This window comes from Pectobacterium wasabiae CFBP 3304, assembly GCF_001742185.1.
Taxonomy (GTDB): Bacteria; Pseudomonadota; Gammaproteobacteria; order Enterobacterales; family Enterobacteriaceae; genus Pectobacterium; species Pectobacterium wasabiae.
Genome location: NZ_CP015750.1, coordinates 969,620 through 995,921, shown reverse-complemented (window position 1 = coordinate 995,921; position 26,302 = coordinate 969,620). Strand labels below are relative to the sequence as shown.

The 26,302-nt window shown below is 51.5% G+C and carries 20 protein-coding genes, 2 pseudogenes and 1 other annotated feature; of the genes and pseudogenes, 15 read left to right on the top strand and 7 right to left on the bottom strand.

The window, feature by feature from the left end; all coding sequences use genetic code 11:
* Positions 1-23: 23 nt before the first annotated feature.
* Positions 24-1,690: pseudogene (gene ettA / locus A7983_RS04425) on the bottom strand (energy-dependent translational throttle protein EttA).
* 469 nt (positions 1,691-2,159) lie between these two features.
* Here ettA and sltY point away from each other — a divergent pair.
* Positions 2,160-4,094 (top strand): murein transglycosylase, encoded by a 1,935-nt coding sequence (sltY, locus tag A7983_RS04420; RefSeq protein ID WP_005973173.1) that lies wholly within the window; start codon positions 2,160-2,162, stop codon positions 4,092-4,094.
* Between the two features lie 72 nt (positions 4,095-4,166).
* The gene (gene trpR, locus A7983_RS04415; RefSeq protein WP_005973175.1) at positions 4,167-4,514 is read left to right on the top strand and encodes a trp operon repressor; all 348 of its coding nucleotides are present in this window, start codon (positions 4,167-4,169) and stop codon (positions 4,512-4,514) included.
* A 3-nt stretch (positions 4,515-4,517) separates the two neighbouring features.
* Here the strand turns inward: trpR and yjjX are convergent, their stop codons facing one another.
* Complete coding sequence (gene yjjX, locus A7983_RS04410) at positions 4,518-5,057, bottom strand: inosine/xanthosine triphosphatase (RefSeq protein ID WP_005973177.1); 540 nt, start codon at positions 5,055-5,057, stop codon at positions 4,518-4,520.
* A 50-nt stretch (positions 5,058-5,107) separates the two neighbouring features.
* Between yjjX and gpmB the strand changes: the two genes are divergently transcribed.
* Positions 5,108-5,758: a 2,3-diphosphoglycerate-dependent phosphoglycerate mutase GpmB gene (gpmB, locus tag A7983_RS04405; protein ID WP_005973179.1), complete on the top strand. Its 651-nt coding sequence runs from the start codon at positions 5,108-5,110 to the stop codon at positions 5,756-5,758.
* Here the strand turns inward: gpmB and robA are convergent.
* Positions 5,747-6,634: an MDR efflux pump AcrAB transcriptional activator RobA gene (robA, locus tag A7983_RS04400; RefSeq protein ID WP_005973181.1), complete on the bottom strand. Its 888-nt coding sequence runs from the start codon at positions 6,632-6,634 to the stop codon at positions 5,747-5,749. The two genes, gpmB and robA, sit on opposite strands and share 12 nt — an antisense overlap.
* Positions 6,635-6,839: 205 nt before the next feature.
* On the opposite strand from robA, the gene creA reads away from it, so the two are divergent.
* Positions 6,840-7,322 carry a protein CreA gene (creA, locus tag A7983_RS04395; RefSeq protein WP_005973182.1) on the top strand — a complete coding sequence of 161 codons (483 nt, stop codon included), beginning with the start codon at positions 6,840-6,842 and terminating at the stop codon, positions 7,320-7,322.
* Between the two features lie 56 nt (positions 7,323-7,378).
* Here creA and arcA read toward each other — a convergent pair whose 3' ends face one another.
* Entirely contained in the window at positions 7,379-8,095 is a 717-nt protein-coding gene (arcA, locus tag A7983_RS04390) for a two-component system response regulator ArcA (RefSeq protein WP_005973184.1), read from the bottom strand.
* Positions 8,096-8,851: 756 nt separating this feature from the next.
* On the opposite strand from arcA, the gene A7983_RS04385 reads away from it, so the two are divergent.
* The 5 genes from A7983_RS04385 (at position 8,852) to thrC (ending at position 14,648) form a co-directional block, all read left to right on the top strand.
* Complete coding sequence (locus A7983_RS04385) at positions 8,852-9,538, top strand: tRNA/rRNA methyltransferase (protein ID WP_039478956.1); 687 nt, start codon at positions 8,852-8,854, stop codon at positions 9,536-9,538.
* 193 nt (positions 9,539-9,731) lie between these two features.
* The gene (gene thrL / locus A7983_RS24795) at positions 9,732-9,818 is read left to right on the top strand and encodes a thr operon leader peptide (RefSeq protein WP_071531141.1); all 87 of its coding nucleotides are present in this window, start codon (positions 9,732-9,734) and stop codon (positions 9,816-9,818) included.
* Positions 9,757-9,872: a sequence feature (Thr leader region), on the top strand. (Overlaps the previous gene by 62 nt.)
* 91 nt (positions 9,873-9,963) lie before the next feature.
* On the top strand, positions 9,964-12,423 hold the full coding sequence (gene thrA / locus A7983_RS04380; RefSeq protein ID WP_005973190.1) for a bifunctional aspartate kinase/homoserine dehydrogenase I: 2,460 nt from the start codon (positions 9,964-9,966) through the stop codon (positions 12,421-12,423).
* Between the two features lie 2 nt (positions 12,424-12,425).
* The gene (gene thrB, locus A7983_RS04375; RefSeq protein WP_005973192.1) at positions 12,426-13,355 is read left to right on the top strand and encodes a homoserine kinase; all 930 of its coding nucleotides are present in this window, start codon (positions 12,426-12,428) and stop codon (positions 13,353-13,355) included.
* A gap of 3 nt (positions 13,356-13,358) precedes the next feature.
* Positions 13,359-14,648 (top strand): threonine synthase, encoded by a 1,290-nt coding sequence (thrC, locus tag A7983_RS04370; protein WP_005973194.1) that lies wholly within the window; start codon positions 13,359-13,361, stop codon positions 14,646-14,648.
* Between the two features lie 183 nt (positions 14,649-14,831).
* Here the strand turns inward: thrC and yaaA are convergent, their stop codons facing one another.
* Positions 14,832-15,605, bottom strand: a complete 774-nt coding sequence (yaaA, locus tag A7983_RS04365; RefSeq protein ID WP_005973196.1) for a peroxide stress protein YaaA — start codon at positions 15,603-15,605, stop codon at positions 14,832-14,834.
* Positions 15,606-15,908: 303 nt separating this feature from the next.
* On the opposite strand from yaaA, the gene tal reads away from it, so the two are divergent.
* Positions 15,909-16,862 (top strand): transaldolase, encoded by a 954-nt coding sequence (gene tal / locus A7983_RS04360; RefSeq protein ID WP_005973198.1) that lies wholly within the window; start codon positions 15,909-15,911, stop codon positions 16,860-16,862.
* A gap of 77 nt (positions 16,863-16,939) precedes the next feature.
* Here tal and A7983_RS04355 read toward each other — a convergent pair whose 3' ends face one another.
* Positions 16,940-18,028, bottom strand: coding sequence for a GGDEF domain-containing protein (locus A7983_RS04355; protein WP_005973200.1), 1,089 nt, complete (start codon positions 18,026-18,028; stop codon positions 16,940-16,942).
* 389 nt (positions 18,029-18,417) lie between these two features.
* Between A7983_RS04355 and mog the strand changes: the two genes are divergently transcribed.
* Both mog and A7983_RS04345 read left to right on the top strand, forming a co-directional pair.
* Positions 18,418-19,005: a molybdopterin adenylyltransferase gene (gene mog / locus A7983_RS04350; RefSeq protein WP_005973202.1), complete on the top strand. Its 588-nt coding sequence runs from the start codon at positions 18,418-18,420 to the stop codon at positions 19,003-19,005.
* Between the two features lie 123 nt (positions 19,006-19,128).
* Complete coding sequence (locus A7983_RS04345) at positions 19,129-20,466, top strand: MFS transporter (protein ID WP_005973204.1); 1,338 nt, start codon at positions 19,129-19,131, stop codon at positions 20,464-20,466.
* Positions 20,467-20,578: 112 nt separating this feature from the next.
* On the opposite strand, the gene satP is transcribed toward A7983_RS04345, so the two are convergent.
* The gene (gene satP / locus A7983_RS04340; RefSeq protein WP_005973207.1) at positions 20,579-21,154 is read right to left on the bottom strand and encodes an acetate uptake transporter; all 576 of its coding nucleotides are present in this window, start codon (positions 21,152-21,154) and stop codon (positions 20,579-20,581) included.
* A gap of 490 nt (positions 21,155-21,644) precedes the next feature.
* Here satP and dnaK point away from each other — a divergent pair.
* The 3 genes and pseudogenes from dnaK (at position 21,645) to nhaA (ending at position 26,281) form a co-directional block, all read left to right on the top strand.
* Positions 21,645-23,551, top strand: a pseudogene (gene dnaK, locus A7983_RS04335) (molecular chaperone DnaK).
* 107 nt (positions 23,552-23,658) lie between these two features.
* Positions 23,659-24,795, top strand: a complete 1,137-nt coding sequence (gene dnaJ, locus A7983_RS04330) for a molecular chaperone DnaJ (RefSeq protein WP_005973211.1) — start codon at positions 23,659-23,661, stop codon at positions 24,793-24,795.
* A 289-nt stretch (positions 24,796-25,084) separates the two neighbouring features.
* Positions 25,085-26,281: a Na+/H+ antiporter NhaA gene (gene nhaA, locus A7983_RS04325; protein ID WP_005973213.1), complete on the top strand. Its 1,197-nt coding sequence runs from the start codon at positions 25,085-25,087 to the stop codon at positions 26,279-26,281.
* Positions 26,282-26,302: the final 21 nt, after the last annotated feature.

Sequence of the window (26,302 nt, the reverse complement as noted above, 5' to 3'; positions counted from 1 at the left end):
TGTTTATGACGTCTAGTGGCGGCTTATTTAGTAATTTTCTTGTATTTGATACGGTGAGGCACCAGTGCCTCTGCGCCCAAGGTACGTTTCTTATACTCTTCGTATTCGGTAAAGTTACCTTCGAAGAATTCGACTTTACCTTCATCCTGATAATCCAGAATGTGCGTGGCGATACGGTCGAGGAACCAACGGTCATGCGAGATCACCATGGCACAGCCAGGGAATTCCAGCAGGGCGTTTTCCAGCGCGCGTAGGGTTTCAATATCCAGATCGTTGGTAGGTTCATCGAGCAGCAGTACGTTGCCGCCTACCTGCAACAGCTTCGCCAGATGCAGACGACCACGCTCACCGCCGGATAGCTCACCAACGCGTTTGCCCTGATCAACCCCTTTGAAGTTGAAACGGCCAACATAGGCACGGCTCGGCATTTCTGTATTGCCGACACGCATGATGTCTTGCCCGCCGGAGACTTCTTCCCAGACCGTTTTGCTGTTGTCCATTGCATCACGGAACTGGTCGACTGACGCCAGTTTTACGGTTTCACCCAGTTCGATCGCGCCGCTATCTGGCTGTTCCTGACCGGACATCATGCGGAACAGCGTCGATTTACCCGCACCGTTCGGGCCGATAATGCCGACAATCGCACCTTTCGGTACGGAGAAAGAAAGCCCGTCGATGAGTTGACGCTCGCCGTAAGACTTGCTCAGGTTGGTGACTTCCACCACTTTATCGCCGAGGCGAGCACCTGGTGGAATAAACAGTTCGTTGGTTTCGTTACGTTTCTGGTATTCCGTGTTGTTCAGCTCTTCAAAGCGTGCCAGACGCGCCTTGCCTTTCGACTGACGGCCCTTAGCGCCTTGACGCACCCACTCCAGCTCCTTCTCAATGGATTTACGGCGCGCCGCTTCCTGAGAGGCTTCCTGTGCCAGACGCTGATCTTTCTGTTCCAGCCAGGAAGAGTAGTTGCCTTCCCACGGAATACCTTCTCCACGGTCCAGCTCCAGAATCCAGCCTGCGACGTTATCGAGGAAGTAACGGTCGTGGGTAATCGCCACAACTGTGCCCTCGAAGTCGTGCAGGAAGCGTTCCAACCAGGCTACTGACTCGGCATCCAGGTGGTTGGTCGGTTCGTCGAGCAGCAGCATGTCTGGTTTTTCCAGCAGCAGACGACACAGCGCAACGCGACGACGCTCCCCCCAGACAGATTGGCAATTTTTGCATCCCACTCCGGCAGACGCAGGGCATCTGCCGCGCGCTCCAACTGGTTATTCAGGTTGTGACCATCGTGTGCCTGAATGACTTCTTCCAGCCGACCTTGCTCGGCGGCCAGTTTATCGAAGTCTGCATCTGGGTCGGCATATAGCGCATAGACTTCATCCAGGCGCTTCAGGGCGGTCACGACTTCAGAAACCGCTTCTTCCACGGATTCACGTACCGTGTGTTCCGTGTTTAACTGTGGCTCCTGCGGCAAATAGCCGATTTTGATTCCAGGTTGTGGGCGAGCTTCGCCCTCAATGTCCGTATCAATGCCAGCCATAATACGCAACAGCGTTGATTTACCGGCTCCGTTCAGACCCAGTACGCCGATCTTGGCACCGGGGAAAAAACTGAGGGAGATGTTTTTCAGAATGTGACGCTTCGGCGGAACGACCTTACCGACGCGATGCATGGTATAAACATATTGAGCCACGTTGCGACTTCGCCTCTCTCTTATCTCTATGATTTGTCACCTTAAGCGGGTGACGATGTGTAGCACGGTGCTACTGAATACGAATAGCGCCGCTGAGAAAACACCTCGGCAACGCTCGATTATCCTAACCGTTGAGTGTAGCGGGTTTCAGCCCGCGATCCCAGCCATCCGGCGATTTGCCATGGTCGATCTGAGACGTAGGCCCGCCCGGTGAATTTCAGAATCGGTTTGCGGATCGGCGTATCGTTGTCTGGCATGATGTGCCACACTGGATCTGCCCGATATATCCGTCATACTTCAAGTTGCTTGTGCGTTGGCTGCCCTTACTCACCCCAGTCACTTACCTGAGTAAGCTCCTGGGGATTCATGCGGTTGCCGCCTTCATGCAACTCGAAATATTTTGGGTATAGGATAGGGGTATCGATACGATGAAGGATGCCGATAGCAGGTTCGATAACGGATGAGGTTAATGCAGGTGATAAAAGCAGGTCATTGGTGGTACGCCGTTGCGGCGATATGTCTGGCTGGGGCTTCCGGTCATGTGCTGGCGGATTCTCTGGACGAACAGCGTCAGCGCTATCAGCAGGTTAAGCAGGCATGGGACAGCAATCAGATGGACACAGTAGCGCAACTGATGCCGACGCTGCGCAACTACCCGCTTTATCCTTACCTTGAGTATCGCTCACTTACGCAGGATCTGAGTCAGGTCAGCGCAACGCAGGTGAGGCAGTTTATGGCAACGCACCCGACGCTGCCGCCTGCCCGTAATCTCACGACCAGCTTTGTGAATGAACTGGCACGCCGTCAGGACTGGATCGGGTTGCTGGCATTTAGTCCGCAGCCGCCAAAGCCGGTCAGTGCCCGCTGTAACTTTTATTACGCTCAATGGGCAACTGGCCAGCGCCAGGGCGTGTGGGAAGCCACGCGTGATATCTGGCTGACCGGGCGTTCGCTCCCTACCGTGTGCGATAAACTTTTCTCTGCCTGGCAGCAAGCGGGGGAACAAACGCCGCTGACGACGTTGGAACGTGCGCGTCTGGCCATGGATGAAGGCAGCACGAGTCTGGTGAGCTATCTCATTAAGCAATTGCCCGACGATTATAAAACGATGGGCGATGCGCTGCTGAAACTCCAGAATGACCCCAATTCGCTGGAGAGCTTTGCCCGTACCGTTGGGCCAACGGATTTTACGCGTAAAGTTACGCTGTCAGCCTTCACGCGTACAGCGCGTCAGGATACGGACAATGCCCGTTCGATGCTGCCAGTCATTGTTCGTTTGCAGAAAATGAGCGCCGCAGAGCGTCAGGATATGGAAGAAACCATCGCCTGGCGTTTGATGGGCAATGATGCCACGCCTGAGCAGGCGCAGTGGCGGGATGACGTGGCGCGGCGGAGTACATCGACTACCTTGCTGGAGCGCCGTGTGCGCATGGCGTTGGGCGCGGGCGATCGCCAGGGGTTGGTGAGCTGGATGGCGCGCTTACCGACGGAGGCGTTACAGAAAGACGAATGGCGCTATTGGCGTGCAGTTGTGCTGTTGGATCAGGGTAAACGTCAGGAAGGTGAGACGTTATTACGCAGCCTGATGCAGGAGCGCGGGTTCTACCCAATGGCGGCGGCGCAGAAACTGAACGAGCGCTATCCTATTACTGTCATGACAGCCGTGAAGCCGGACCCTTCTTTGTCTCAATTACCCGAAATCACTCGCGTGCGGGAATTGATGTTCTGGCAGATGGATAATCTGGCGCGTAGTGAGTGGGTTGGGCTGGTGGCAAATCGCAGTAAACCGCAGCAGGAAGCCCTTGCCCGCTATGCGTTTGAACAGCGCTGGGCAGATTTAAGCGTACAGGCGACCATTGTCGCGAAACTGTGGGATCATCTTGAAGAACGTTTCCCGTTAGCCTGGAATAATGAATTCCGCCGTGAAACGCAGGGCAAAGGGATCAGCCAGAGCTATGCGATGGCGATTGCTCGTCAGGAGAGTGCCTGGAACCCGAAAGCCCGTTCCCCGGTTGGCGCATCGGGCCTGATGCAACTGATGCCAGCAACGGCGCAGCATACCGCTAAAATGAGCAATATCACGTTCTACAATAACAGTAGCCAGTTGCTCGATCCCGAGACGAATATTCTGTTGGGAACGAGTTATCTGGAGTACGTGTACCAGACATTTGGTCGTAACCGCATTCTGTCTTCTGCGGCTTACAATGCCGGGCCATCGCGTGTGAATACCTGGCTGAGGAATAGCGCGGGACGTATCGATTCCGTTGCGTTTATCGAAAGTATCCCGTTCTCGGAAACACGCGGTTACGTGAAAAATGTGCTGGCCTATGACGTCTTCTATCGCTATTTCCTCAATCAGCCAGCCAATGTGCTGACGGATGGGGAATGGCAGCGGCGTTACTGAGACGCGGCGTTGCGATCGTTCCCTGAAATTATGTTATGCTGCCGTACTAGTTAAATAGTATGGCAGCCCATTATGACTCCGTTATCGCTTATCGACCCGACACTTTCTGAACAAGACAATGAGCATTGGTTACGCTTTGTCGCGTTATTGCAGCAATCAATTGAAAAAGATCTCCAACTGCCATTGTTGCAACTGCTGTTGACGCCGGATGAGCGTACCGCGTTGGGAACGCGGGTGCGAATTGTGCAAGAGTTAATGCGGGGTGAAATGAGCCAGCGTGAGCTGAAAAGCGAGCTAGGGGCGGGAATTGCTACGATTACGCGCGGTTCAAATAGTCTAAAAGCCGCGCCCCCCGCGTTAAAAAGCTGGCTGGAAGCGCAGTTGCTATCGGCAAATAAACCGTTGGGTGACGACGCGTAACCGTTACTGTTTCGCTGTCTGAACGGGAATCTGATAGATCGGGTTATGGAACGGCACCAGCGCCAGCAGCAACGCTTGATGATATACGCTGGTACGTGACAATTTGCCATCGGTGAAGACGCCGATGGCTCCACCTTTATGTTTAATGTTCTGAACACCCGTCAAACGTTCCATTTCATCACCTAATTCCCGCCCTTCACGGATACCATGTAATATACTTTCTGGAAGGACCAGGCTTGCAGAACGTGATTCGCCACGCAGGTGAGCATTTTCTATCACCATCCAGGCGAAAGTCATACTTTCTTCAATGCCTGCTTCGACACCGACCCAAAAATCGGCTTCCGGCCGTACCTGACGAGCCATCATCACGCGGTTTCTGGCACCGGTACGGGTTTCAAGAGAGCCGAGAGGCTGACGTGGGACGCCGCTATCGACGTCAACGCCTTCGATGCGGCAATTTTCTGCACCAAAGACATCGGTGAATGCCAGAGTAATAGCCTTAATTTTTGCCGGGTTGGTAGTTGCAGCGACAACGTGATACATAACAGTTTCGTACCTTTAGTTAATTTGACGCAGTATAACGGAAAATAACCATGTTACAGGTATATCTTGTTCGCCACGGCGAAACAGAATGGAATGTGGCTCGACGTATTCAGGGTCAATCGGACAGTGCGCTGACGCCAAGAGGTGAGCAGCAGGCAGAGCAAGTTGCTGAACGAATCAGGACGTTAGGGATTACGCATATTTTTACCAGCGATCTCGGAAGAACGCGTCAGACAACAGAAATCATCGCTAAATCTAGTAGTAATTGCCAGATAATCCTGGAGCCTGGGCTGCGTGAATTGAACATGGGTGTATTAGAAGCACGCGATCTGGATTCGCTGACCGCTGAAGAAGAAGGGTGGCGCAAAGGGCTGGTGGATGGCACGCCCGATGGCCGTATCCCAGAAGGTGAATCGATGGTTGATGTGGCATTACGCATGCATGGCGTTCTGGAACGCTGCCTGACGCTGCCGGCAGGGAGTCGCCCGCTACTGGTGAGCCACGGGATGGCGTTAGGGTGCCTGCTGAGTACGGTTCTAGGGCTACCGGCGTCGGCTGAGCGGCGTTTGCGTCTGCGCAACTGTTCCCTGTCGCGCATCGATTATCAGCAAAGCCCGTGGCTGGCACCAGGTTGGGTGGTGGAAACGGCCGGAGATATTTCCCATTTGGATATTCCGGCGCTGGATGAATTACAGCGCTGAGAGCGGCTCTGGATGTTGGATGGGGATAAAATACTCGCAGCGAATGATGTCGGGTATTTCCCCATCGGTATCGCGGTTGGGGTGAAAACGCTCGGCATCGAACCCTTTGCGACGGGTGAGCTGAAAGGTTGGCAGGCATGTGTCATACAGGGTAATGATGAAATCCTGTAGCTCGTCTTTCGGCCCTTCAAAAACAAACATCGCGTAGTCGCCGCCCGGTAGCGTAATGGGTTCGCCCGTGTGAACGTCATCGGGCAGGTACTGCGGCTCCAGCGCGGTGGTGTAGAGCACCTCGTGTTCGTCGTCTTTCTCTTTGCTTGGACGCGAATGGTGCAGCCCGTAAAGCACTGGCGGGACGGAACAGGTTTCGCCTAAAAATTGACGCCAATAGTGGACGCGAATTTCTGTGCGGAAGTTACAGATCTGTTCAAGGCGACAGTTATAGGTTTGCGTTAGCCCAAGAAGTTGCGTTTCTGGCAGTACCACAAACTGTGGTTGTGGTAGGGTAAATTCACCAAGCCGGATTGGCGGTCGAATGCCAAAGGTGTTCCAATTATCGGAACGACGGTAAGACGCTGGCGTTTGGGCAAACTGCTTTTTGAACGCGCGAGTAAAAGTTTGTTGCGAATCAAAACGGTACTGCAGGGCAATATCAAGGATAGGGCGACTGGTCAGGCAGAGTGCAACCGCCGCTTTGGTCAATCTCCGCGCTCGGATATAGGAACCAATGGCATTTCCCGTTACGTCTTTGAACATTCTTTGCAGATGCCACTTGGAATAACCTGCTTTCGCTGCCACATTATCGAGTGATAATGGTTGGTCAAGATGGCTTTCCAGCCAGCTTAGTAGGTCACGTATGATACCGGCTTGATCCATAATCTTCCTCATCAAACACATTGAGCGCGAGCGTATTGAGATCCCGCATCATAGCAATATTTTCACGTTGGTACTGCCGAAGATTTTTGAAAATATTCCACAGGTAATTTGGATAAGGGGGTTGAACAAAGCGGTTTATTTTGTACATCCTCTTTTTTATTGTGGTTATTAATCGTTTGTTATGAATTATCACAGAGTCTGAAATATGAACATAAAGCGAATCATGGGGGCGGGGCTACTGGCGCTATCTGCCGTTAGCATAGCCAATGCGGAAGAAGTGGGATCGGTCGATACGGTCTTTAAACTACTCGGGCCGGACCATAAGATTGTGGTGGAAGCGTTTGACGATCCTGATGTAGCAAACGTGACTTGTTACATTAGCCGAGCTAAAACCGGTGGAATCAAGGGCGGGTTAGGGCTGGCGGAAGACACGTCGGATGCGGCAATTTCTTGTCAGCAGGTTGGGCCGATTGATCTGTCCGATAAAATCAAAAACGGTGGTAACCGCGGATCCGTGGTATTCCAAAAACGAACCTCGTTGGTTTTCAAAAAATTGCAGGTTGTTCGGTTTTACGATCAAAAACGCAGTTCTCTGATCTATCTTGCTTACTCTGATCGACTGGTGGATGGTTCGCCAAAAAATGCGCTAAGTGCGGTGCCGGTGATGCCGTGGGGAAAGGGTGAATAGCAGGCGGTAAGAAGGGAAAAACAGCCGGAACAGAAACCTGCTCCGGCTGAGTAGGATTAGTTATCCAGATCGCCGCAGAAGCGGTAGCCTTCACCGTGGATCGTCGCGATGATTTCTGGCGTATCGGCCGTTGATTCAAAGTGCTTGCGGATACGGCGGATAGTGACATCAACAGTACGGTCATGCGGCTTAAGCTCGCGACCCGTCATTTTCTTCAGCAGTTCAGCACGGGACTGAATCTTGCCCGGGTTTTCGCAGAAGTGCAGCATGGCGCGGAATTCACTGCGCGGCAGCTTGTATTGCTCGCCAGCCGGGCTGATCAGAGAACGGCTATTGATATCCAGTTCCCAGCCGTTGAAGCGATAGCTTTCCACCAGACGACGCTCTTCAGTGCCACTGCCCAAATTCATGGTACGTGACAGCAGGTTACGTGCGCGGATCGTCAATTCACGTGGGTTGAACGGTTTGGTGATGTAATCATCCGCACCGATTTCCAGACCAAGAATCTTATCGACTTCATTGTCACGACCGGTGAGGAACATCAAGGCAACGGTAGCTTGCTCACGCAGCTCACGTGCCAGCAATAGGCCGTTTTTCCCTGGCAGGTTGATGTCCATGATCACCAGATTGATGTCATTTTCGGACAAAATATGGTGCATTTCTGCGCCATCGGTGGCTTCGTGGACAACGTACCCTTCGGCCTCAAAAATACTTTTGAGGGTATTACGGGTTACCAACTCGTCTTCAACAATAAGAATGTGCGGCGTCTGCATGTTTGCTACCTAAAATTGCCAACTTAAATTATAGAAATCGGAAGTACAGAAGTCGCTGTCATACCCTGCTGGCCCGCTGGCTACAACGCCAGTTATTCCGGGTATTTCCCTGGAGCTTATCGAGGTAAACTACGCTCTCGCTCAACATCAGACTCAAGTACGTAAATGCGTTACTGGTGTTCATTCTCTACCCGCTTAGAGGTACTGCTAGCGGGTGAGCGTGGCGCTAATTTAACTGCGCTCAAAGTGGCGCACAGTTTAACCTTATTAACAGCAACATAACAGTAAGCGCTGATTTTGCCTGCTGATAAATCTACGGTTCTGTTGACATATATCAAATTTCATTTTAGCACGTTAACTATTTTGTGATAAACACTTATAGGATTGCCTGTTTATGTCACAATTTAGCACTTTTTATGAACGATTTAGCATAGCAAATGCCAATAATCATAATTGACGCTACACAGACGTTGATGTTTTTATAACTTATTGAAATAAAATAATTTACCCTGTTCTTCTTAGGGTTTTTCTTCCCGCCCATTTTTTGGACTCCTCGATGTTTCCTATCAAAGGCTGAGCGGATGCCAGAAATTCTGTTGGTTTATTGTTAATTTTCTACCTGTAGCGAGTGATAGATCGCTATCGATGGGCCGTTATCAATCAATCGTTATTAATGACGCTATCGATTACAGGACCATGTTATTGACCTGCTGGCGCAAAGAGTGCCAGAGCGTACTAACCCATACTGGGGAGTCTATGCAGTTTCATATTATTTTGGTTGAGCCCGCTCGGGCAGAGAATGTAGGGGCGGCGGCTCGTGCGATGAAGACGATGGGATTCAGCAGTTTACGTATTGTCGGTAGCACGGCACACCAAGAACCTGCGGCCCGCTGGGTGGCACACGGTTCAGGAGATATTCTGGATAACGTTCAGGTATTTTCCTCGCTGGCAGATGCACTGGCAGATGTTGATTTTACGGTGGCGACCACCGCACGCAGTCGGGCTAAATTTCGCTATTACTGCACGCCAGCAGAACTGACAGACCTATTGCAGGAGAAGAGCCACTGGATGGCGTCTGCGGCGTTGGTGTTCGGCCGCGAAGATACCGGCCTGACGAATGAAGAGCTTGAACTGGCAGATGTGTTAACCGGCGTGCCAATGAAAGCGGACTATCCTTCGCTGAATCTTGGCCAGGCGGTGATGGTATTCTGTTACCAGTTGTCTGGGCTCATGCAGGTCAAGCCGGAAGCGGTGCAGCCAGCAGTAGCGGGCCAATTGTCGGCGCTGCACGATCGTCTGGATCGGCTACTGGTTAATTTGACCGTTGAGGACGATGAAAAACTGCGGGACTGGCTGCATCAGCGATTGGGGCGTTTAGAGCAGCGTGATACGGCGATGCTCCATCGGTTGCTACACGATATCGAAAAAAGATTGCCGAAATAAGATAGCAGAGATGGCTTTTTTGGCAGTCGAACATATTGAAACGCGTATTTTGGCAATGGTTTGTCCGGCTTATTTCTGCGTTAGCAGTGGGTTTAGCGGTAGGCGTTTTTTATTCGACGAGAAGAAAAAAAAGAAATCCGTTGACTTAAAAGGGCGATTAGCCTAACTAATAGGGCAGATAACTCTACTTCTAATGAGATTCGATTTTAGCATGCGCACTATCAGCCTGATCACCACGATTATTACCATCACCGATACAACCAGTAACGGTGCGGGCTGACGCATACCAAGATTCCAGAAAAAGCCCGCACCGAACAGTGCGGGCTTTTTTTTTATGGCAGGTTATCCCTCAACGCCGTCTGTAAGCGGCATACAAAAAACGCTTCCGGCGTTTGGTTGGCAGAAATTCAGGAGAACAGATAAAAATGCGAGTGTTGAAATTTGGCGGGACTTCAGTAGCGAATGCGGAGCGCTTTGCCCGCGTTGCTGACATTATCGAAAACAACGCGCGCCAGGGACAGGTGGCTACCGTATTATCCGCGCCGGCGAAAATTACCAACCATCTGGTTGCCATGATTGAAAAAACCGTCGCCGGACAAGATATTCTGCCGCATTTAAACGACGCCGAAACGATCTTTTCTTCGCTGCTGCAAGGTCTTGCTGCATCCCAGCCTGGCTTTGACCATGCCCGCCTGAAGGCATTCGTGGATCAGGAGTTTGCACAACTGAAACACGTTCTGCACGGTATTGCTCTGCTGGGGCAATGCCCTGATAGCGTGAATGCGGCGATCATCTGCCGGGGGGAAAAGCTGTCTATCGCTATCATGGAAGCGGTCTTTCAGGCGCGTGGCTATGGCGTTTCCGTCATCAATCCGGTCGAGAAACTGCTGGCGCAGGGACACTATCTCGAATCTACCGTGGATATTACCGAATCGACTCGACGTATCGCCGAAAGCGCGATCCCGAAAGATCATGTGATCCTGATGGCAGGCTTCACTGCTGGTAATGACAAAGGTGAACTGGTGGTGTTAGGTCGCAACGGTTCAGACTATTCAGCCGCAGTGCTGGCCGCGTGCTTGCGTGCAGACTGCTGTGAGATCTGGACCGATGTCGATGGCGTGTATACCTGCGATCCGCGTCAGGTGCCGGATGCCCGCTTGTTGAAATCGATGTCCTACCAGGAGGCGATGGAACTGTCGTATTTCGGCGCCAAAGTTCTCCACCCTCGCACCATCGCTCCTATCGCCCAGTTCCAAATTCCCTGCCTCATCAAGAACACCGAAAATCCTCAGGCTCCCGGTACGCTCATCGGTATGGACAGTTCCGATACTCAGTACCCGGTGAAAGGCATTACCAACCTGAATAACATGGCGATGATCAACGTATCCGGTCCCGGTATGAAAGGCATGGTCGGTATGGCGGCGCGCGTGTTCGCTGCCATGTCACGCGCGGGTATCTCAGTGGTGCTGATCACGCAGTCCTCTTCTGAATACAGCATCAGCTTCTGCGTATCGCAGAACGAACTGGCGCGTGCCAGAAAAACGCTGGAAGACGAATTTTATCTGGAACTGAAAGAGGGTGTGCTGGAGCCGCTGGATGTGATGGAACGTTTAGCCATCCTCTCTGTGGTGGGTGATGGCATGCGCACGCTGCGCGGCCTGTCTGCGCGTCTGTTCTCGGCGCTGGCAACGGCAAATATCAATATCGTGGCTATTGCACAGGGGTCGTCTGAGCGCTCGATCTCCGTCGTGGTCAACAATGATGTCGCCACCACCGGGGTGCGTGTTGCTCACCAGATGTTGTTTAACACCGATCAGGTAATTGACGTGTTTGTTATCGGCGTCGGCGGCGTGGGTGGTGCATTGCTGGAGCAGATCCACCGCCAGCAGCCGTGGCTGAAAGACAAACATATCGACCTGCGCGTGTGTGGGATCGCCAATTCCAAGGCGATGTTGACCAACATTAACGGCATTTCGATGGATAACTGGCGTGAAGATCTGGCGAAAGCCCGTGAGCCGTTCAATCTGGGCCGTCTGATTCGTCTGGTGAAAGAATATCATCTGCTGAATCCGGTAATCGTCGATTGTACCTCTAATCAGGCGGTAGCCGATCAGTATGTGGATTTTCTGGCTGACGGTTTCCACGTAGTGACGCCAAACAAGAAAGCCAACACCGGGTCGATGAACTATTATCATCAACTGCGTAGCGCTGCGGCGAAATCCCGTCGTCGTTTCCTGTATGACACCAACGTCGGTGCTGGCTTGCCGGTGATTGAGAATCTGCAAAATCTGCTGAATGCGGGTGATGAACTGATTCGTTTTACCGGCATTCTCTCTGGCTCACTGTCCTTTATTTTCGGTAAACTCGATGAAGGCATGTCGCTGTCGGAAGCGACCACGCAGGCGAAGGAAAAAGGCTATACCGAACCCGATCCGCGCGACGATCTGTCCGGTATGGACGTGGCGCGTAAGTTGCTGATCCTGGCGCGTGAAGCGGGTTATCAGTTGGAGCTGGGCGATATTGAGGTTGAATCCGTCCTGCCTGCCAGCTTCGATGCTTCCGGCGATGTTTCCAGCTTTATGCAACGCCTGCCGACGGTAGACGATGAGTTTGCCAGCCGTGTTGCACAAGCGCGTGATGAAGGTAAAGTGTTGCGCTATGTCGGCGTCATTGAAGAAGGCCGCTGTAAGGTCAAGATCGCTGCCGTTGGCGGCAACGATCCGCTGTTTAAAGTCAAAGATGGCGAGAATGCGCTGGCATTCTACAGCCGTTATTATCAGCCATTGCCGCTCGTGTTGCGTGGTTATGGTGCGGGTAACGATGTTACCGCTGCTGGTGTGTTTGCCGATCTGCTGCGCACCTTGTCATGGAAGTTGGGAGCATAATTATGGTTAAGGTGTATGCACCTGCATCAATCGGTAACGTCAGCGTCGGATTTGATGTGCTGGGCGCGGCCGTTTCGCCGGTAGACGGTTCACTGCTGGGGGATTGCGTCTCCGTTGAGGCCGCCGATCTGTTTAGCCTGCGTAATGAAGGGCGTTTTGTTAGCAAGCTGCCGGACAACCCGAAAGAAAACATTGTGTATCAGTGTTGGGAACTGTTCTGTCAGGAAATTGGCAAAACCGTGCCCGTGGCGATGACGCTCGAAAAGAACATGCCGATTGGTTCAGGACTCGGTTCCAGCGCTTGTTCTGTCGTTGCCGGGCTGATGGCGATGAACGAATTTTGTGGCAAACCGCTGGATGACACCCGTCTGTTGACGCTGATGGGTGAGCTGGAAGGGCGCATTTCCGGCAGCGTTCACTACGATAACGTTGCCCCGTGTTTCCTCGGCGGCGTCCAACTGATGCTGGAAGAAAACGGCATTATTAGCCAGCCCGTGCCGTCGTTCGATGACTGGCTGTGGGTCATGGCGTATCCGGGAATTAAAGTGTCCACTGCTGAGGCGCGCGCAATTTTGCCTGCGCAATACCGTCGTCAGGATTGCATCAGCCATGGTCGCTATCTGGCCGGCTTTATCCACGCTTGCCATACTGGACAGGCCGAACTGGCGGCGAAGCTGATGAAGGATGTCATCGCAGAACCTTATCGCACTAAATTGCTGCCTGGCTTTGCTGCTGCACGCCAGGCTGCTGAAGACATCGGGGCGCTGGCCTGTGGTATTTCCGGCTCTGGCCCAACGTTATTCTCCGTCTGCAACGACATGGCGAGCGCGCAGCGTCTGGCCGACTGGTTACGGGATAACTATTTGCAGAACGATGAAGGTTTTGTTCATATTTGCCGTCTTGATAAGACTGGCGCACGACAACTGGGATAATGCATGAAACTGTACAACCTTAAAGATCATAACGAGCAGGTCAGTTTTGCTCAGGCTATCAAGCAAGGGTTAGGGAGCCAGCAGGGGTTGTTTTTCCCGTTGGAGCTGCCAGAATTTGAGCGCACTGAAATTGATGCTTTGCTGGATCTGGATTTTGTCACCCGCAGCAGCCGCATTTTGTCCGCCTATATTGGTGATGAAATTGCGACTGAAACCGTGTTTGAGCGCGTAAAAGCGGCCTTTGCGTTCCCTGCTCCTATCGCGCCAGTTGAGGAAGATGTCGCTGCGCTAGAGTTGTTCCACGGCCCGACGCTGGCTTTTAAAGACTTCGGTGGCCGCTTTATGGCGCAAATGCTGACGGAAGTCTCTGGCGACGAGAAAATTACCATTCTGACGGCGACTTCTGGCGACACCGGTGCTGCTGTGGCGCACGCCTTTTACGGCCTGAAAAACGTCCGTGTGGTGATCCTGTATCCGCAGGGCAAAATCAGCCCATTGCAGGAAAAACTGTTCTGTACGCTGGGTGGCAACATTCACACCATTGCTATCGACAGCGATTTCGATGCTTGTCAGGCATTGGTGAAAAAAGCGTTTGATGATGAGGAACTGAAAAAGGCGATTGGCCTGAATTCAGCGAACTCGATCAATATCAGCCGTCTGCTGGCGCAAATTTGCTATTACTTTGAAGCCGTTGCACAACTGCCGCAGGAAGCCCGTAACCAACTGGTCGTTTCTGTGCCGAGTGGTAACTTTGGTGACCTGACCGCCGGTCTGCTGGCGAAATCGCTGGGTCTTCCGATTAAGCGTTTCATTGCAGCGACTAACGCTAATGACACAGTGCCGCGCTTTCTGAGTGAAGGTAACTGGGAACCGCATAAAACGGTGGCAACGTTATCCAACGCGATGGATGTGAGCCAGCCGAACAACTGGCCGCGCGTGGAAGAGCTGTTCCGCCGTAAGAACTGGCAGTTGAAGACGCTGGGCTTTGGTGCGGTGAGCGATGACACCACGAAAGAAACCCTGCATCAACTTGATGCGTTAGGCTATCTCTCCGAGCCGCATGCTGCGATTGCTTACCGTCTGCTGCGCGATCAACTGCAAGCTGGTGAGTTCGGCCTGTTCCTGGGGACGGCGCACCCGGCGAAATTCAAAGAGAGCGTAGAAGAAATTCTGGGCAAAGAATTGGATCTTCCAGAAGCGCTGGCTGAACGTGCCGATCTGGATCTGCTGTCGCACAACTTCCCGGATGATTTCGCGAAACTGCGTGAATTCCTGATGTCCCTGCCGGAATAAATCGATTGAAAGGGCGGCGTTTTCGCCGCCTTTCTTTTTTGCCTATCGTACTATTTATACCCTAAATAATTCGAGTTGCAGGAAGGCGGCAAGCGAGGGAATCCCGATGAGCTTACTCAGGTAAGTGATTCGGGTGAGTGAACGCAGCCAACGCACATGCAGCTTGAAGTATGACGGGTATATTTACTGCTCGTGGCGCTTAAACACCAGTTCGTCATTTGACGAGTCTGCTGCCTCGAAGAAATAACCGTCCAGATTAAACGCTTTCAACTGTTCCGGTTGAGTCAGACGGTTTTGAATAATGAAACGGCTCATCAGACCGCGCGCTTTCTTGGCGTAGAAACTGATCACCTTGAACTTACCGTTTTTCTCATCCAAAAATACGGGTTTGATCAGGCGGGCATTGAGCTTTTTTGGTTTGACGGCTTTGAAATACTCATCTGATGCCAGATTAATCAGCACGTCGTCGCCTTGATCGCGTAACGCCTGATTCAGCTTTTCAGTAATGGTATTGCCCCAGAAGCTGTAGAGATCTTTCCCGGTTTTATTTTCCAGCTTGGTACCCATTTCCAGCCGATACGGCTGCATCAAATCTAGTGGACGCAACACACCGTACAGACCTGATAGCATACGCAGATGCTGCTGGGCGAAATCAAAGTCATCTTCGCTGAAATCTTCTGCGGCTAATCCGGTGTAGACGTCGCCCTTAAACGCCAGAAGCGCCTGGCGCGCATTCTCCGGCGTGAAATCGGGGTGCCACTCGTTAAATCGGCCCGCGTTCAGGTCAGCCAGTTTATCGCTGATGCTCATCAGTGAGGCGATTTGTGCTGGCGTCAGCTTTTTACACACGTCAATTAACTGGCCGGAATAGTTCAGAAGTTCCGGCTGGGTGTAACGCGTTGTTGCCAATGGACTGGTGTAGTCGAGCGTTTTTGCGGGTGAAATAGTAATAAGCATGCGCCATGTCCTGTCGGTCTGATTTTTGATGCGTCTACTATAGCAAGAACCCGATAAGAAAACGGCGATGGCTACGATAGCTTCATCTTTTAAGGCGCTTCATTTTTCCGGCGTGATGATTTCAGCGTGATAAGAGGCGGGGCTGTGTAGAGAGGATTAACAGTCGGCTTGCACGGGAAAGTGCGCGTGTTATTATCAGATTTCGGCGCAAAATAGATGGCCACCTGATTACATAACAAGTCGATTCATATACGAGCTATTTTCATTCACGAGCACCACGTATAAACAACGAGACATGCCAACATGACGGATAAACTGACTTACCTACGCCAATTGACCACAGTTGTCGCTGATACCGGTGATATTGCGGCAATGAAACTGTACCAACCGCAAGATGCGACCACCAATCCTTCACTGATTTTGAACGCTGCACAAATTCCTGAATACCGTAAGCTGATCGACGAGGCGATTGCCTGGGCGCGCGAGCAGAGCAGCGATCGTAAACAGCAGGTCGTAGATGCCACGGATAAACTGGCGGTCAACATTGGTCTCGAAATTTTAAAATTGATCCCCGGCCGTATTTCTACCGAAGTAGATGCGCGTTTGTCGTATGACACCGAGGCGAGCGTGGCGAAAGCCAAACACCTGATCAAACTGTACAATGATGCAGGTATCAGCAACGAGCGTATCCTGATTAAGCTGGCCTCAACCTGGCAGGGCATCCGTGCGGCGGAGCAGTTGGAAAAAGAAGGTATCAACTGTAACCTGACGCTGCTGTTCTCCTTTGCACAGGCGCGTGCTTGTGCCGAAGCGGGCGTGTTCCTTATTTCACCGTTCGTTGGCCGTATTCTGGATTGGTACAAAGCCAATGGCGATAAAAAAGACTTCGCGCCGCATGAAGATCCGGGCGTGGTTTCCGTTAGCGAAATCTATGATTACTACAAAGAGCACGGCTATGAAACCGTCGTGATGGGTGCGAGCTTCCGTAATGTCGGCGAGATTCTGGAGCTGGCCGGGTGTGACCGTCTGACGATTGCACCAGCCTTGCTGAAAGAACTGTCAGAAAGCGAAGGTGAAGTGGTTCGTAAGTTGTCTTATGTCGGTGAGGTGAAAGTTCGCCCAGCGAAAATGACAGAAGCCGAGTTCTACTGGCAGCACAACCAAGACCCAATGGCGATTGATAAACTGGCCGACGGTATTCGTAAGTTTGCGATCGACCAGGAAAAACTGGAAAAAATGATTGCAGATTTACTGTAAGCATTGTGCGAATAAAAATAGCCGGGAAATTCCCGGCTATTTTTTTGTCTGTAGTGTTGCTGAGGGGGGGGAGAAATCTATCGCGCCGTCGTGTTACGGGTTTTCTTCGCGATATAAAGATTATCATCGGCACGCTTCATGACCTCACTTAAGTCTTCCCCTGCGGTATGGTATTCAACCAATCCGATGCTCACTGTTAGCCTGATTTTTCCTGAAGCCGTATCACAAGGTGTGTCACTAAGACGCTCTCTGGCTCGATCGACGATCGCATAGGCATCGTTTAACCCGGTATTCGGTAAAACAATAGCGAATTCATCGCCGCCAATACGGCCAAAAATATCTTCGCGGCGAAATGATTTCTTGAATGTATCTGCAACGAATCTCAATGCGTCATCACCGACGCTATGGCCGAAACTATCATTCACAAGTTTAAAATGGTCGATATCAATCAGCATGACGCTAACGGGACGCTTGCTCAGATTGGCGATACTAAAGGCTTTATTCGTTGCTAGAAAGAACGCATCTCGCCGTAAATAGCCAGTCAGATCGTCGTATCTGGCAATGATGGGCAGTTCTATCAGGTATTTTTTTGCCAGAAGTGACAGCAGGCTGCCTAAAATAGCGAAAAGCACTACGCTACCAACAATAATGAGGGTCGATGACAGGGAAAACAGCGTCTGGATAAATGATGGCTGTGGTTTTTCCGACGTTGTTCTTATCCAAATTCCCAGCAGTTCATCGGTAGGAGATAGAATAGGGAAAATAACCGTCAGCGTGTCTTTACCTGCATAGTCACCGATAGACGGCAATTTATTTTGGCAGGTTCGGATCACGGCCATATCGTTGAAAGTGAGATCGGAAGAAGAAAGCTTGTTTATGCATTCACTACGTGAATTTCGAGTGTTAAAGGCTAATGTTCTGGTTCGTGAAGACAAATAAGTGCCGGATTGCCGGGTCATATCGCTTTCTTTTACTTCACCGCTGTTGCTGTAGGAACCATAGGTTTTGATTGCGGTATCGAGATTGGTTCGTTCTGCTTTCCAGGTCGATTTGTTCGCTTCATGCATAATAACGATGGTGAAGATAAAAGAAATCGCCCCGAACAGGAAAAATGCGTATGTCGGATGGGCAAAAAGTTTAAGTATCTTATACTTAAGATCGTTCATGGCGACTTCCTTGATAAGACTTTTTTACTTATTGTGATACTAAAGAAGTGCTTTAATTTTATCATATTATTTGATTTTTCGTGATGTTCTGTCGTGGTGGATATCATCCTTTTTATCTTTAATATATCGGCCTATTTCATTGGCTCTTAATGGGTAAGCGATTTTTTTTATTCGCCTGCTATTTTTTAATTTTAATTGCGTGGCGGTATTATTAAGTTAGGTAATTTTGTCGTTTTTTTGAGACGACGATTAACAACCATTATCAAGTGCTGTATCGCACAGGATGCGAAATAACAGATGTAGTATGAATTTCTTCATAAGAGTTAATTCTTTGATAAAAACGTTTACGATCCTGATAAAATTTATTTTTTGTTTAAATTGAGGTGCTTATGAACGTATTGCGTATTGGTTTGGTTTCCGTATCCGATCGTGCTTCCAGCGGAATTTATCAGGATAAAGGCATCCCAGAACTGGAGTCCTGGCTCCGCAGTGCCCTGACGACGCCGTTTGAGGTGGAAACTCGGCTCGTGCCGGATGAGCAATCGATGATTGAACACACGCTGTGTGAGTTGGTGGACGAGCGCGGCTGTCATTTGGTGTTAACGACGGGAGGTACGGGGCCTGCGCGTCGCGATGTCACCCCGGATGCTACGCTGGCCGTTGCCGATCGGGAAATGCCGGGGTTTGGCGAGCAAATGCGACAGATCAGCCTGCGTTTTGTGCCTACCGCGATCCTCTCTCGTCAGGTGGGCGTGCTGCGCAAGCAAGCGTTGATTCTCAATTTGCCGGGGCAACCTAAAGCGATTAAGGAAACGCTGGAAGGTTTAAAAGATGCCGATGGCAAGGTGATTGTGGCCGGCATTTTTGCCAGCGTACCGTATTGTATCCAACTGCTGGAAGGCCCTTATATTGAAACCAATGTGGATGTGGTAGCAGCTTTTCGCCCTAAAAATGCGGTGCGCGAAATAAAAGACTGAAGTTAGGCGATTTGAAACATAAGATTCAGCTTTGCTGGTGTATAAAAATTTTGCCGCTATAGTAATTTCTACTTTACACACTGCGGTGACGTTTTTTTTCACTCTGGCAATGCACGGTAATTTATGACGCTGAATCAACACGCCCATCCTCGTCGGCTGAACCGGCAGGACTATAAAACGCTGTCTCTGGCTGCGCTGGGTGGCGCGCTAGAGTTTTATGATTTTATTATTTTTGTTTTCTTTGCTGCGGTTATTGGCGATCTCTTCTTCCCGCCAGATATTCCTGAATGGCTTCGGCAGGTACAGACGTTCGGTATTTTTGCCGCAGGCTATCTGGCCCGTCCGCTTGGGGGCATCATCATGGCCCACTTTGGCGATAAGAGCGGACGTAAGAAAATGTTCAGCCTGAGCATATTACTGATGGCGTTGCCAACGCTGGCAATGGGTCTGCTACCGACCTATGAAGCCATTGGTATTGCGGCACCGCTTTTACTGCTTTTTATGCGTGTGCTCCAAGGTGCGGCAATTGGCGGGGAAGTTCCCGGCGCATGGGTCTTTGTTGCAGAACATGTCCCTCGTGCCCGTATTGGCTTTGCCTGCGGTACGTTGACTGCCGGGTTGACGATGGGGATTCTACTAGGCTCTCTGATTGCGACGCTATTGAATACGGTGCTCACGCCAGAGCAGATGTTGGACGGTGGCTGGCGTCTGCCGTTCTTCATCGGCGGGGTATTTGGCCTTGTGGCGATGTATCTGCGCCGCTGGTTACAGGAAACGCCTATTTTTATGGAAATGCAGACGCAGAAAAAACTGGCAGAAGAGTTGCCGTTGAAATCGGTCGTCTCAAATCATAAACGTGCCGTTGTGGTTTCCATGCTGCTGACCTGGCTGCTGTCTGCGTGCATCGTCGTCGTTATCCTGATGGCGCCGACGTACTTGCAAAAAGTCCACGGCATTTCTGCTGCGCTGGCATTGCAGGCGAACTGTCTGGCAACGATTACGCTGATGGCGGGCTGCGTCGGCGCAGGGCTGTTAGTTGACCGCTTCGGTGCCAGCAAGTTGTTTATTGTGGGTAGTCTGTTGCTGGCTGCCTGTAGTTGGTTCTTTTATAGCTCGGCGGCAAGCAGTACGACGTTGCTTTTTGTCAGCTATGCGATTGTGGGGCTCAGCGTTGGCGTGGTGGGCGGTGTACCGTATGTCATGGTGAGGGCATTTCCAGCCGCTGTCCGTTTCTCAGGGCTTTCTTTTTCCTACAACGTGTCCTATGCCATTTTCGGTGGCCTGACGCCCGTCTTTGTCACGCTGATCATGAAAGTGACGCCGATGGCTCCAGCATTCTATGTCTTGACGCTAGCCGCAGTAGGGTTGCTGCTGGGCGTTTATTTGCAGCGCGATTTGGATGCTGATTTGCGTTCTTCAGCAAATAGCGATGCGGGCGACCGTTCGCCCGTTGAAGTTTAAGCACACGTTATCTTGGTAAAAACAAACGAGCCCTGTCAGATTGACAGGGCTCGTTGCTATTTAACGCGGGCTAGTGCTTATAGACAGCGTCTATCACGTCGGTGCTTATAACTTAGTGGGACGCGCCACGAGCACCAATGGGCAGTACGGTGCGGCCAAACTTCTCGTTCAGCACTTCTGCCATTGCCAGATAAATAGCGCTAGCACCACAGATGATGCCTTCGTAACCTGCGAAGGTCAGCAGAGCGTGGTTGCCAGTAAAGTTACCCACGGCCAGCAGAGCAAACAGCACGGTCAGGCTACCGAAGACAAATTGCAGGGCGCGGTTGGTGCCGAATGTGCCGAAGAACATAAACAGCGTGAAGACGCCCCACAGGCCCAGGAATACACCAAGGAACTGGGCATCGCTGGCTTCTGCCAGACCCATTTTAGGCAGGACGAGAATGGCAACCAGCGTCAGCCAGAATGCGCCATAAGACGTAAACGCCGTCACGCCAAACGTATTCCCTTTTTTATATTCCAGCAGGCCAGCCAGGATCTGGGCAATACCGCCGTAGAAAATACCCATGCTAAGAATGATGGAAGACAGTGGGAAAAAGCCTGCGTTGTGCAGGTTCAACAGAATAGTGGTCATCCCGAAGCCCATCAGTCCTAATGGACCAGGATTTGCCAACGTGTTCGTGCTCATAAATCCTCTGCAATAACAGATTATTAATAGTCCCTTCGCGTCGGGCGCGGCATTAAGGTTAGCGAATGCGCCAATCACGTTGGGATAGGAGTCGTTTAGGTGTTATTGCCCGCCATTGTGTAGGGAAATGTCCCCATTTTTGCGGCGAGCGCGGCATCATATCGGGCGTTTGGAATGGACACAACATCGGGAAGGCAGAATAGTTTGATCGTAAGAGGGATAAAGGTCATTTTTTTTCATCTTTCCCCCTTGATGATAGAAATGTTGGCCCCATCTTATTTGCAACCGAAACAGTTTGACCTGCCGCAAAGGCGTGTGTCGGGCCGTTACATCGGTAGTTAGCATGAAAATAAAACGTGTGCTGCTGATGAAAAACGAGGGTGTGTCGTTGGAAAACGAGAAATTTTGTTGAAAAACGACATTTCGCCCGCACAGTAGGTAGTAGGTTTAACCACCACACCGAATATGACTTTTTAGTGGAGATGTTTAGATGGGTAAGATTATTGGTATCGACCTGGGTACAACCAACTCTTGTGTCGCGATTATTGACGGTACTCAGGTAAAAGTACTGGAAAATAGTGAAGGCGATCGCACCACGCCTTCAATCATTGCTTATACGCAAGACGGTGAAATTCTGGTTGGCCAACCGGCTAAACGTCAGGCAGTGACTAACCCGCAAAATACACTGTTTGCTATCAAGCGTTTGATTGGCCGTCGTTTCAAAGACGAAGAAGTTCAGCGCGATGCCAACATCATGCCGTATAAAATCGTCGGGGCAGATAATGGCGATGCATGGCTGGAAGTAAAAGATCAGAAAATGGCTCCGCCACAGATTTCGGCTGAAGTGCTGAAAAAAATGAAGAAAACGGCGGAAGACTATCTGGGTGAGACCATCTCCGAAGCGGTTATCACCGTACCGGCTTACTTCAACGATGCGCAACGTCAGGCAACCAAAGATGCCGGCCGTATCGCGGGCTTGGAAGTCAAACGTATCATCAACGAACCGACAGCGGCAGCGCTGGCATATGGTCTGGATAAAGAAGTTGGCAACCGTACTATCGCGGTTTATGACCTGGGCGGCGGTACGTTCGATATCTCTATCATCGAAATCGACGAAGTTGATGGCGAAAAAACCTTTGAAGTTCTGGCGACCAACGGTGACACCCACCTGGGTGGTGAAGACTTCGATAGCCGCATGATCAACTATCTGGTTGACGAATTTAAGAAAGAGCAAGGTTTCGACCTGCGTAACGATCCGCTGGCAATGCAGCGTCTGAAAGAAGCGGCAGAAAAAGCGAAGATCGAGCTGTCTTCTGCACAGCAGACCGACGTTAACCTGCCGTACATCACGGCTGACGCGACCGGTCCTAAGCACCTGAACATCAAAGTGACCCGTGCGAAACTGGAATCACTGGTAGAAGAATTGGTAAACCGTTCTCTTGAACCGCTGAAAGTCGCGTTGCAGGATGCTGGCCTGTCCGTTTCTGAAATTCAGGACGTGATTCTGGTTGGTGGTCAGACGCGTATGCCTCTGGTACAGAAGAAAGTCGCTGACTTCTTCGGTAAAGAGCCACGTAAAGACGTGAACCCGGACGAAGCGGTTGCCATCGGTGCTGCGGTTCAGGGGGGGTGTTGTCTGGTGACGTGAAAGACGTTCTGCTGCTGGACGTAAGCCCGCTGTCTCTGGGTATCGAAACCATGGGCGGCGTGATGACCGCGCTGATCGCTAAGAACACCACGATCCCGACGAAACACAGTCAGGTGTTCTCTACAGCGGAAGACAACCAGTCTGCGGTAACGATTCATGTTCTGCAAGGTGAGCGTAAGCGCGCGCACGACAACAAATCTCTGGGTCAGTTTAACCTGGATGGTATTCAGGCCGCACCGCGCGGTATGCCGCAGATCGAAGTTACTTTCGACATCGATGCCGACGGTATCCTGCACGTTTCCGCGAAAGACAAAAACAGCGGTCGCGAGCAGAAAATCACCATCAAGGCCTCTTCTGGTCTGAACGAAGATGAAATTCAGAAAATGGTACGCGATGCAGAAGCGAATGCTGAAGCTGACCGCAAGTTTGAAGAGCTGGTTCAGGCACGTAACCAGGGCGATCACCTGCTGCACAGCACGCGTAAGCAGTTGGAAGAAGTGGGTGATAAACTGGCCGCTGATGATAAAACTGCCATTGACGACGCATTGAAAGCGCTGGAAAGCGCGCTGAAAGGCGAAGATAAAGCAGACATCGAAGCGAAAATTCAGGCGCTGGTTCAGGTTTCCGGCAAGCTGCTGGAAGCGTCTCAGCCACAGCCAGGTGCTGAAGGTGCCGCTGATGATGCCTCTGCTCGCCGCGACGACGATGTCGTTGATGCTGAGTTTGAAGAAGTAAAAGACAAAAAGTAATCGCCCTTGAGCGGGCGCAGTAGCAGCTACAAGGCTATTGCTGGCAATCAGCACGGGCGTCGAGGAAACTCTACGCCCGTGCACGCATGTTGAGGGCAGGAAAAGAAATGGCGAAGCAAGATTATTACGAAAGCCTGGGCGTTGCTAAAAGCGCGGATGAGCGCGAAATAAAGAAAGCGTACAAGCGTCTGGCAATGAAGTACCACCCGGACCGTAATCCGGGTGATAGCGAGGCAGAAGCCAAGTTCAAAGAGATCAAAGAAGCCTACGAGATCCTTATCGATTCGCAAAAACGTGCAGCCTACGACCAGTATGGTCACGCGGCGTTTGAGCAAGGCGGTATGGGCGGAGGCGGCGGTGGCTTTGGCGGCGGCGGTGCTGATTTTGGTGATATTTTTGGCGACGTGTTCGGGGACATCTTTGGCGGTGGCCGCCGTCAGCGCGCAAGCCGTGGCTCCGATTTACGCTACAACATGGAGTTGACGCTGGAAGAAGCGGTACGTGGCGTCACCAAAGAGATCCGTATTCCTGCGCTGGAAGAGTGTGATGTGTGCCACGGCAACGGTGCGAAACCGGGTAGCTCGCCTGTCACCTGTCCAACCTGTCATGGTAACGGTCAGGTGCAGATGCGGCAGGGTTTCTTTACCGTGCAGCAGGCGTGTCCGCACTGTCATGGTCGCGGTAAGATCATTAAAGATCCGTGCATCAAATGTCACGGTCATGGTCGCGTAGAGAAGAGCAAAACGCTGTCGGTGAAAATCCCGGCGGGTGTGGACACCGGCGACCGTATCCGCTTGTCCGGCGAGGGTGAAGCAGGCGAGCACGGCGCACCGTCAGGTGATTTGTACGTTCAGGTGCAGGTTAAAGCGCATCCGATCTTCCAGCGTGAAGAAAACAATCTGTACTGCGAAGTGCCGATCAACTTTGCGATGGCAGCATTAGGCGGCGAGATTGAAGTCCCGACGTTGGATGGTCGCGTGAAGCTGAAAGTGCCTGCGGAAACGCAGACCGGAAAACTGTTCCGCATGCGTGGCAAAGGGGTGAAATCGGTTCGCGGCGGTGCGCAGGGCGATCTGCTGTGCCGTGTGGTTGTAGAAACGCCGGTTAATCTGAACGAGCGTCAGAGACAACTGCTGCAAGAGCTCGACGAGAGCTTCGGTGGCCCGTCTGGCGAAAGAAACAGTCCGCGCTCGAAAAACTTTTTCGATGGCGTGAAGAAGTTTTTCGACGACTTGACCCGTTAATCGACAATCGTTAACGCGTGATAGAAAGACCGGTGGGGTTAAACTTGCCGGTTTTTTTATGACGGGCATCCTTGTCCGTCACCCTGAGGCCGTTGTTACGCAACGTTGAAAAACGCTCCCGACGTTTTTTTATGTCTTCCTCTACACAATCTCAATTCTATAGATCGATTTTTTCGAGTATTAAGCCAGTTTTAATCTGCTTTTAACGAGTGATATGAATTGCGTAACCTTGCCAGCAAGAAAGCGGACGCTGGGTATTGACGTTCGCGCCTGATGGGAGATTAAGTCAATGATAACAATGATTCGGCGCTTTATTCGATTGGATGCGGCCGCTGGCGTGATGCTAATGATGGCCACCGTTTTGGCGATCGTATTTGCCAATTGGCCTGTTACTGCTGCGGGCTATCAACAATTCCTGATGATGCCAGTGGAAATGCGATTTGGCGCATTGGAAATCAATAAGAACCTGCTGCTATGGATTAACGATGGCCTGATGGCGATTTTTTTCCTGCTGATTGGTCTGGAAGTGAAACGCGAGTTGGTCGAAGGCACGTTAGCCAGCCGCCAGCAGGCGATGTTACCACTGGCGGCCGCAGTAGGCGGAATGCTTTTCCCCGCTTTGCTATTTCTGCTTTTTAATGCGAATGATGAGGTGACGCGCGCCGGCTGGGCTATTCCTGCCGCGACAGACATCGCGTTCGCCGTTGGTGTGTTGACGTTATTGGGCAAACGCGTTCCCGCAGGGTTAAAGGTTTTCCTGCTAGCGTTGGCCATCATTGACGATCTAGGAGCGATCTTGATCATCGCCCTGTTTTATACGCAGCAGATCTTCTGGCCAGCGCTGGGTGGCGCGGTGTTGGCGATCGCGGTTCTGGCCTATATGAACCGACAGCAGGTCAGGAAGACGTCTGCCTATTTACTGGTGGGGATCGTCTTGTGGGTCTGTATTCTGAAATGTGGCGTTCATGCGACGCTGGCCGGCGTCATTGTCGGATTTTTTATTCCTCTGCGCACGTCCGACGGGAAACCTTCTCCGGCGACCACGCTGGAGCATGGCTTACAAACATGGGTCGCCTTTTTGATTATTCCGCTGTTTGCCTTCGCCAATGCAGGCATTGTGTTGCAGGAAATTGTGTTGGAAAAACTGTTTTCCCCGTTGAGCCTGGGTATTGCTGCTGGGCTACTGATCGGTAAACCGCTGGGTATTACCTTATTCAGTTGGCTAACCCTTCGGCTTGGCTATGCGCGTCTGCCTGTTGGTGTGTACTTTAACCAGATTGTGGCGGTCTCCGTGCTGTGCGGAATCGGTTTTACCATGTCGATATTCATTACGCTGCTGGCATTTTCTGGCGGTGATGCGGAATTGATTACCTACGCCAAGCTGGGGATCTTGCTGGCGTCAGGGCTGGCGGCGCTGCTTGGTTATCTGGCATTACGCGGGGTGCTGCCGACGCTGGACAAGGTGATGCAGCCGTGCAAGGGTTGATGTGATGCCAGGTGCGCGAAG

Bases quoted from the DNA above. Each gene is read 5' to 3' on its own strand.
- sltY (WP_005973173.1), top strand. From the start codon at position 2,160: ATGCAGGTGATAAAAGCAGGTCATTGGTGGTACGCCGTTGCGGCGATA.
- trpR (WP_005973175.1), top strand. From the start codon at position 4,167: ATGACTCCGTTATCGCTTATCGACCCGACACTTTCTGAACAAGACAAT.
- yjjX (WP_005973177.1), bottom strand. From the start codon at position 5,057: ATGTATCACGTTGTCGCTGCAACTACCAACCCGGCAAAAATTAAGGCT.
- gpmB (WP_005973179.1), top strand. From the start codon at position 5,108: ATGTTACAGGTATATCTTGTTCGCCACGGCGAAACAGAATGGAATGTG.
- robA (WP_005973181.1), bottom strand. From the start codon at position 6,634: ATGGATCAAGCCGGTATCATACGTGACCTACTAAGCTGGCTGGAAAGC.
- creA (WP_005973182.1), top strand. From the start codon at position 6,840: ATGAACATAAAGCGAATCATGGGGGCGGGGCTACTGGCGCTATCTGCC.
- arcA (WP_005973184.1), bottom strand. From the start codon at position 8,095: ATGCAGACGCCGCACATTCTTATTGTTGAAGACGAGTTGGTAACCCGT.
- A7983_RS04385 (WP_039478956.1), top strand. From the start codon at position 8,852: ATGCAGTTTCATATTATTTTGGTTGAGCCCGCTCGGGCAGAGAATGTA.
- thrL (WP_071531141.1), top strand. From the start codon at position 9,732: ATGAGATTCGATTTTAGCATGCGCACTATCAGCCTGATCACCACGATT.
- thrA (WP_005973190.1), top strand. From the start codon at position 9,964: ATGCGAGTGTTGAAATTTGGCGGGACTTCAGTAGCGAATGCGGAGCGC.
- thrB (WP_005973192.1), top strand. From the start codon at position 12,426: ATGGTTAAGGTGTATGCACCTGCATCAATCGGTAACGTCAGCGTCGGA.
- thrC (WP_005973194.1), top strand. From the start codon at position 13,359: ATGAAACTGTACAACCTTAAAGATCATAACGAGCAGGTCAGTTTTGCT.
- yaaA (WP_005973196.1), bottom strand. From the start codon at position 15,605: ATGCTTATTACTATTTCACCCGCAAAAACGCTCGACTACACCAGTCCA.
- tal (WP_005973198.1), top strand. From the start codon at position 15,909: ATGACGGATAAACTGACTTACCTACGCCAATTGACCACAGTTGTCGCT.
- A7983_RS04355 (WP_005973200.1), bottom strand. From the start codon at position 18,028: ATGAACGATCTTAAGTATAAGATACTTAAACTTTTTGCCCATCCGACA.
- mog (WP_005973202.1), top strand. From the start codon at position 18,418: ATGAACGTATTGCGTATTGGTTTGGTTTCCGTATCCGATCGTGCTTCC.
- A7983_RS04345 (WP_005973204.1), top strand. From the start codon at position 19,129: ATGACGCTGAATCAACACGCCCATCCTCGTCGGCTGAACCGGCAGGAC.
- satP (WP_005973207.1), bottom strand. From the start codon at position 21,154: ATGAGCACGAACACGTTGGCAAATCCTGGTCCATTAGGACTGATGGGC.
- dnaJ (WP_005973211.1), top strand. From the start codon at position 23,659: ATGGCGAAGCAAGATTATTACGAAAGCCTGGGCGTTGCTAAAAGCGCG.
- nhaA (WP_005973213.1), top strand. From the start codon at position 25,085: ATGATAACAATGATTCGGCGCTTTATTCGATTGGATGCGGCCGCTGGC.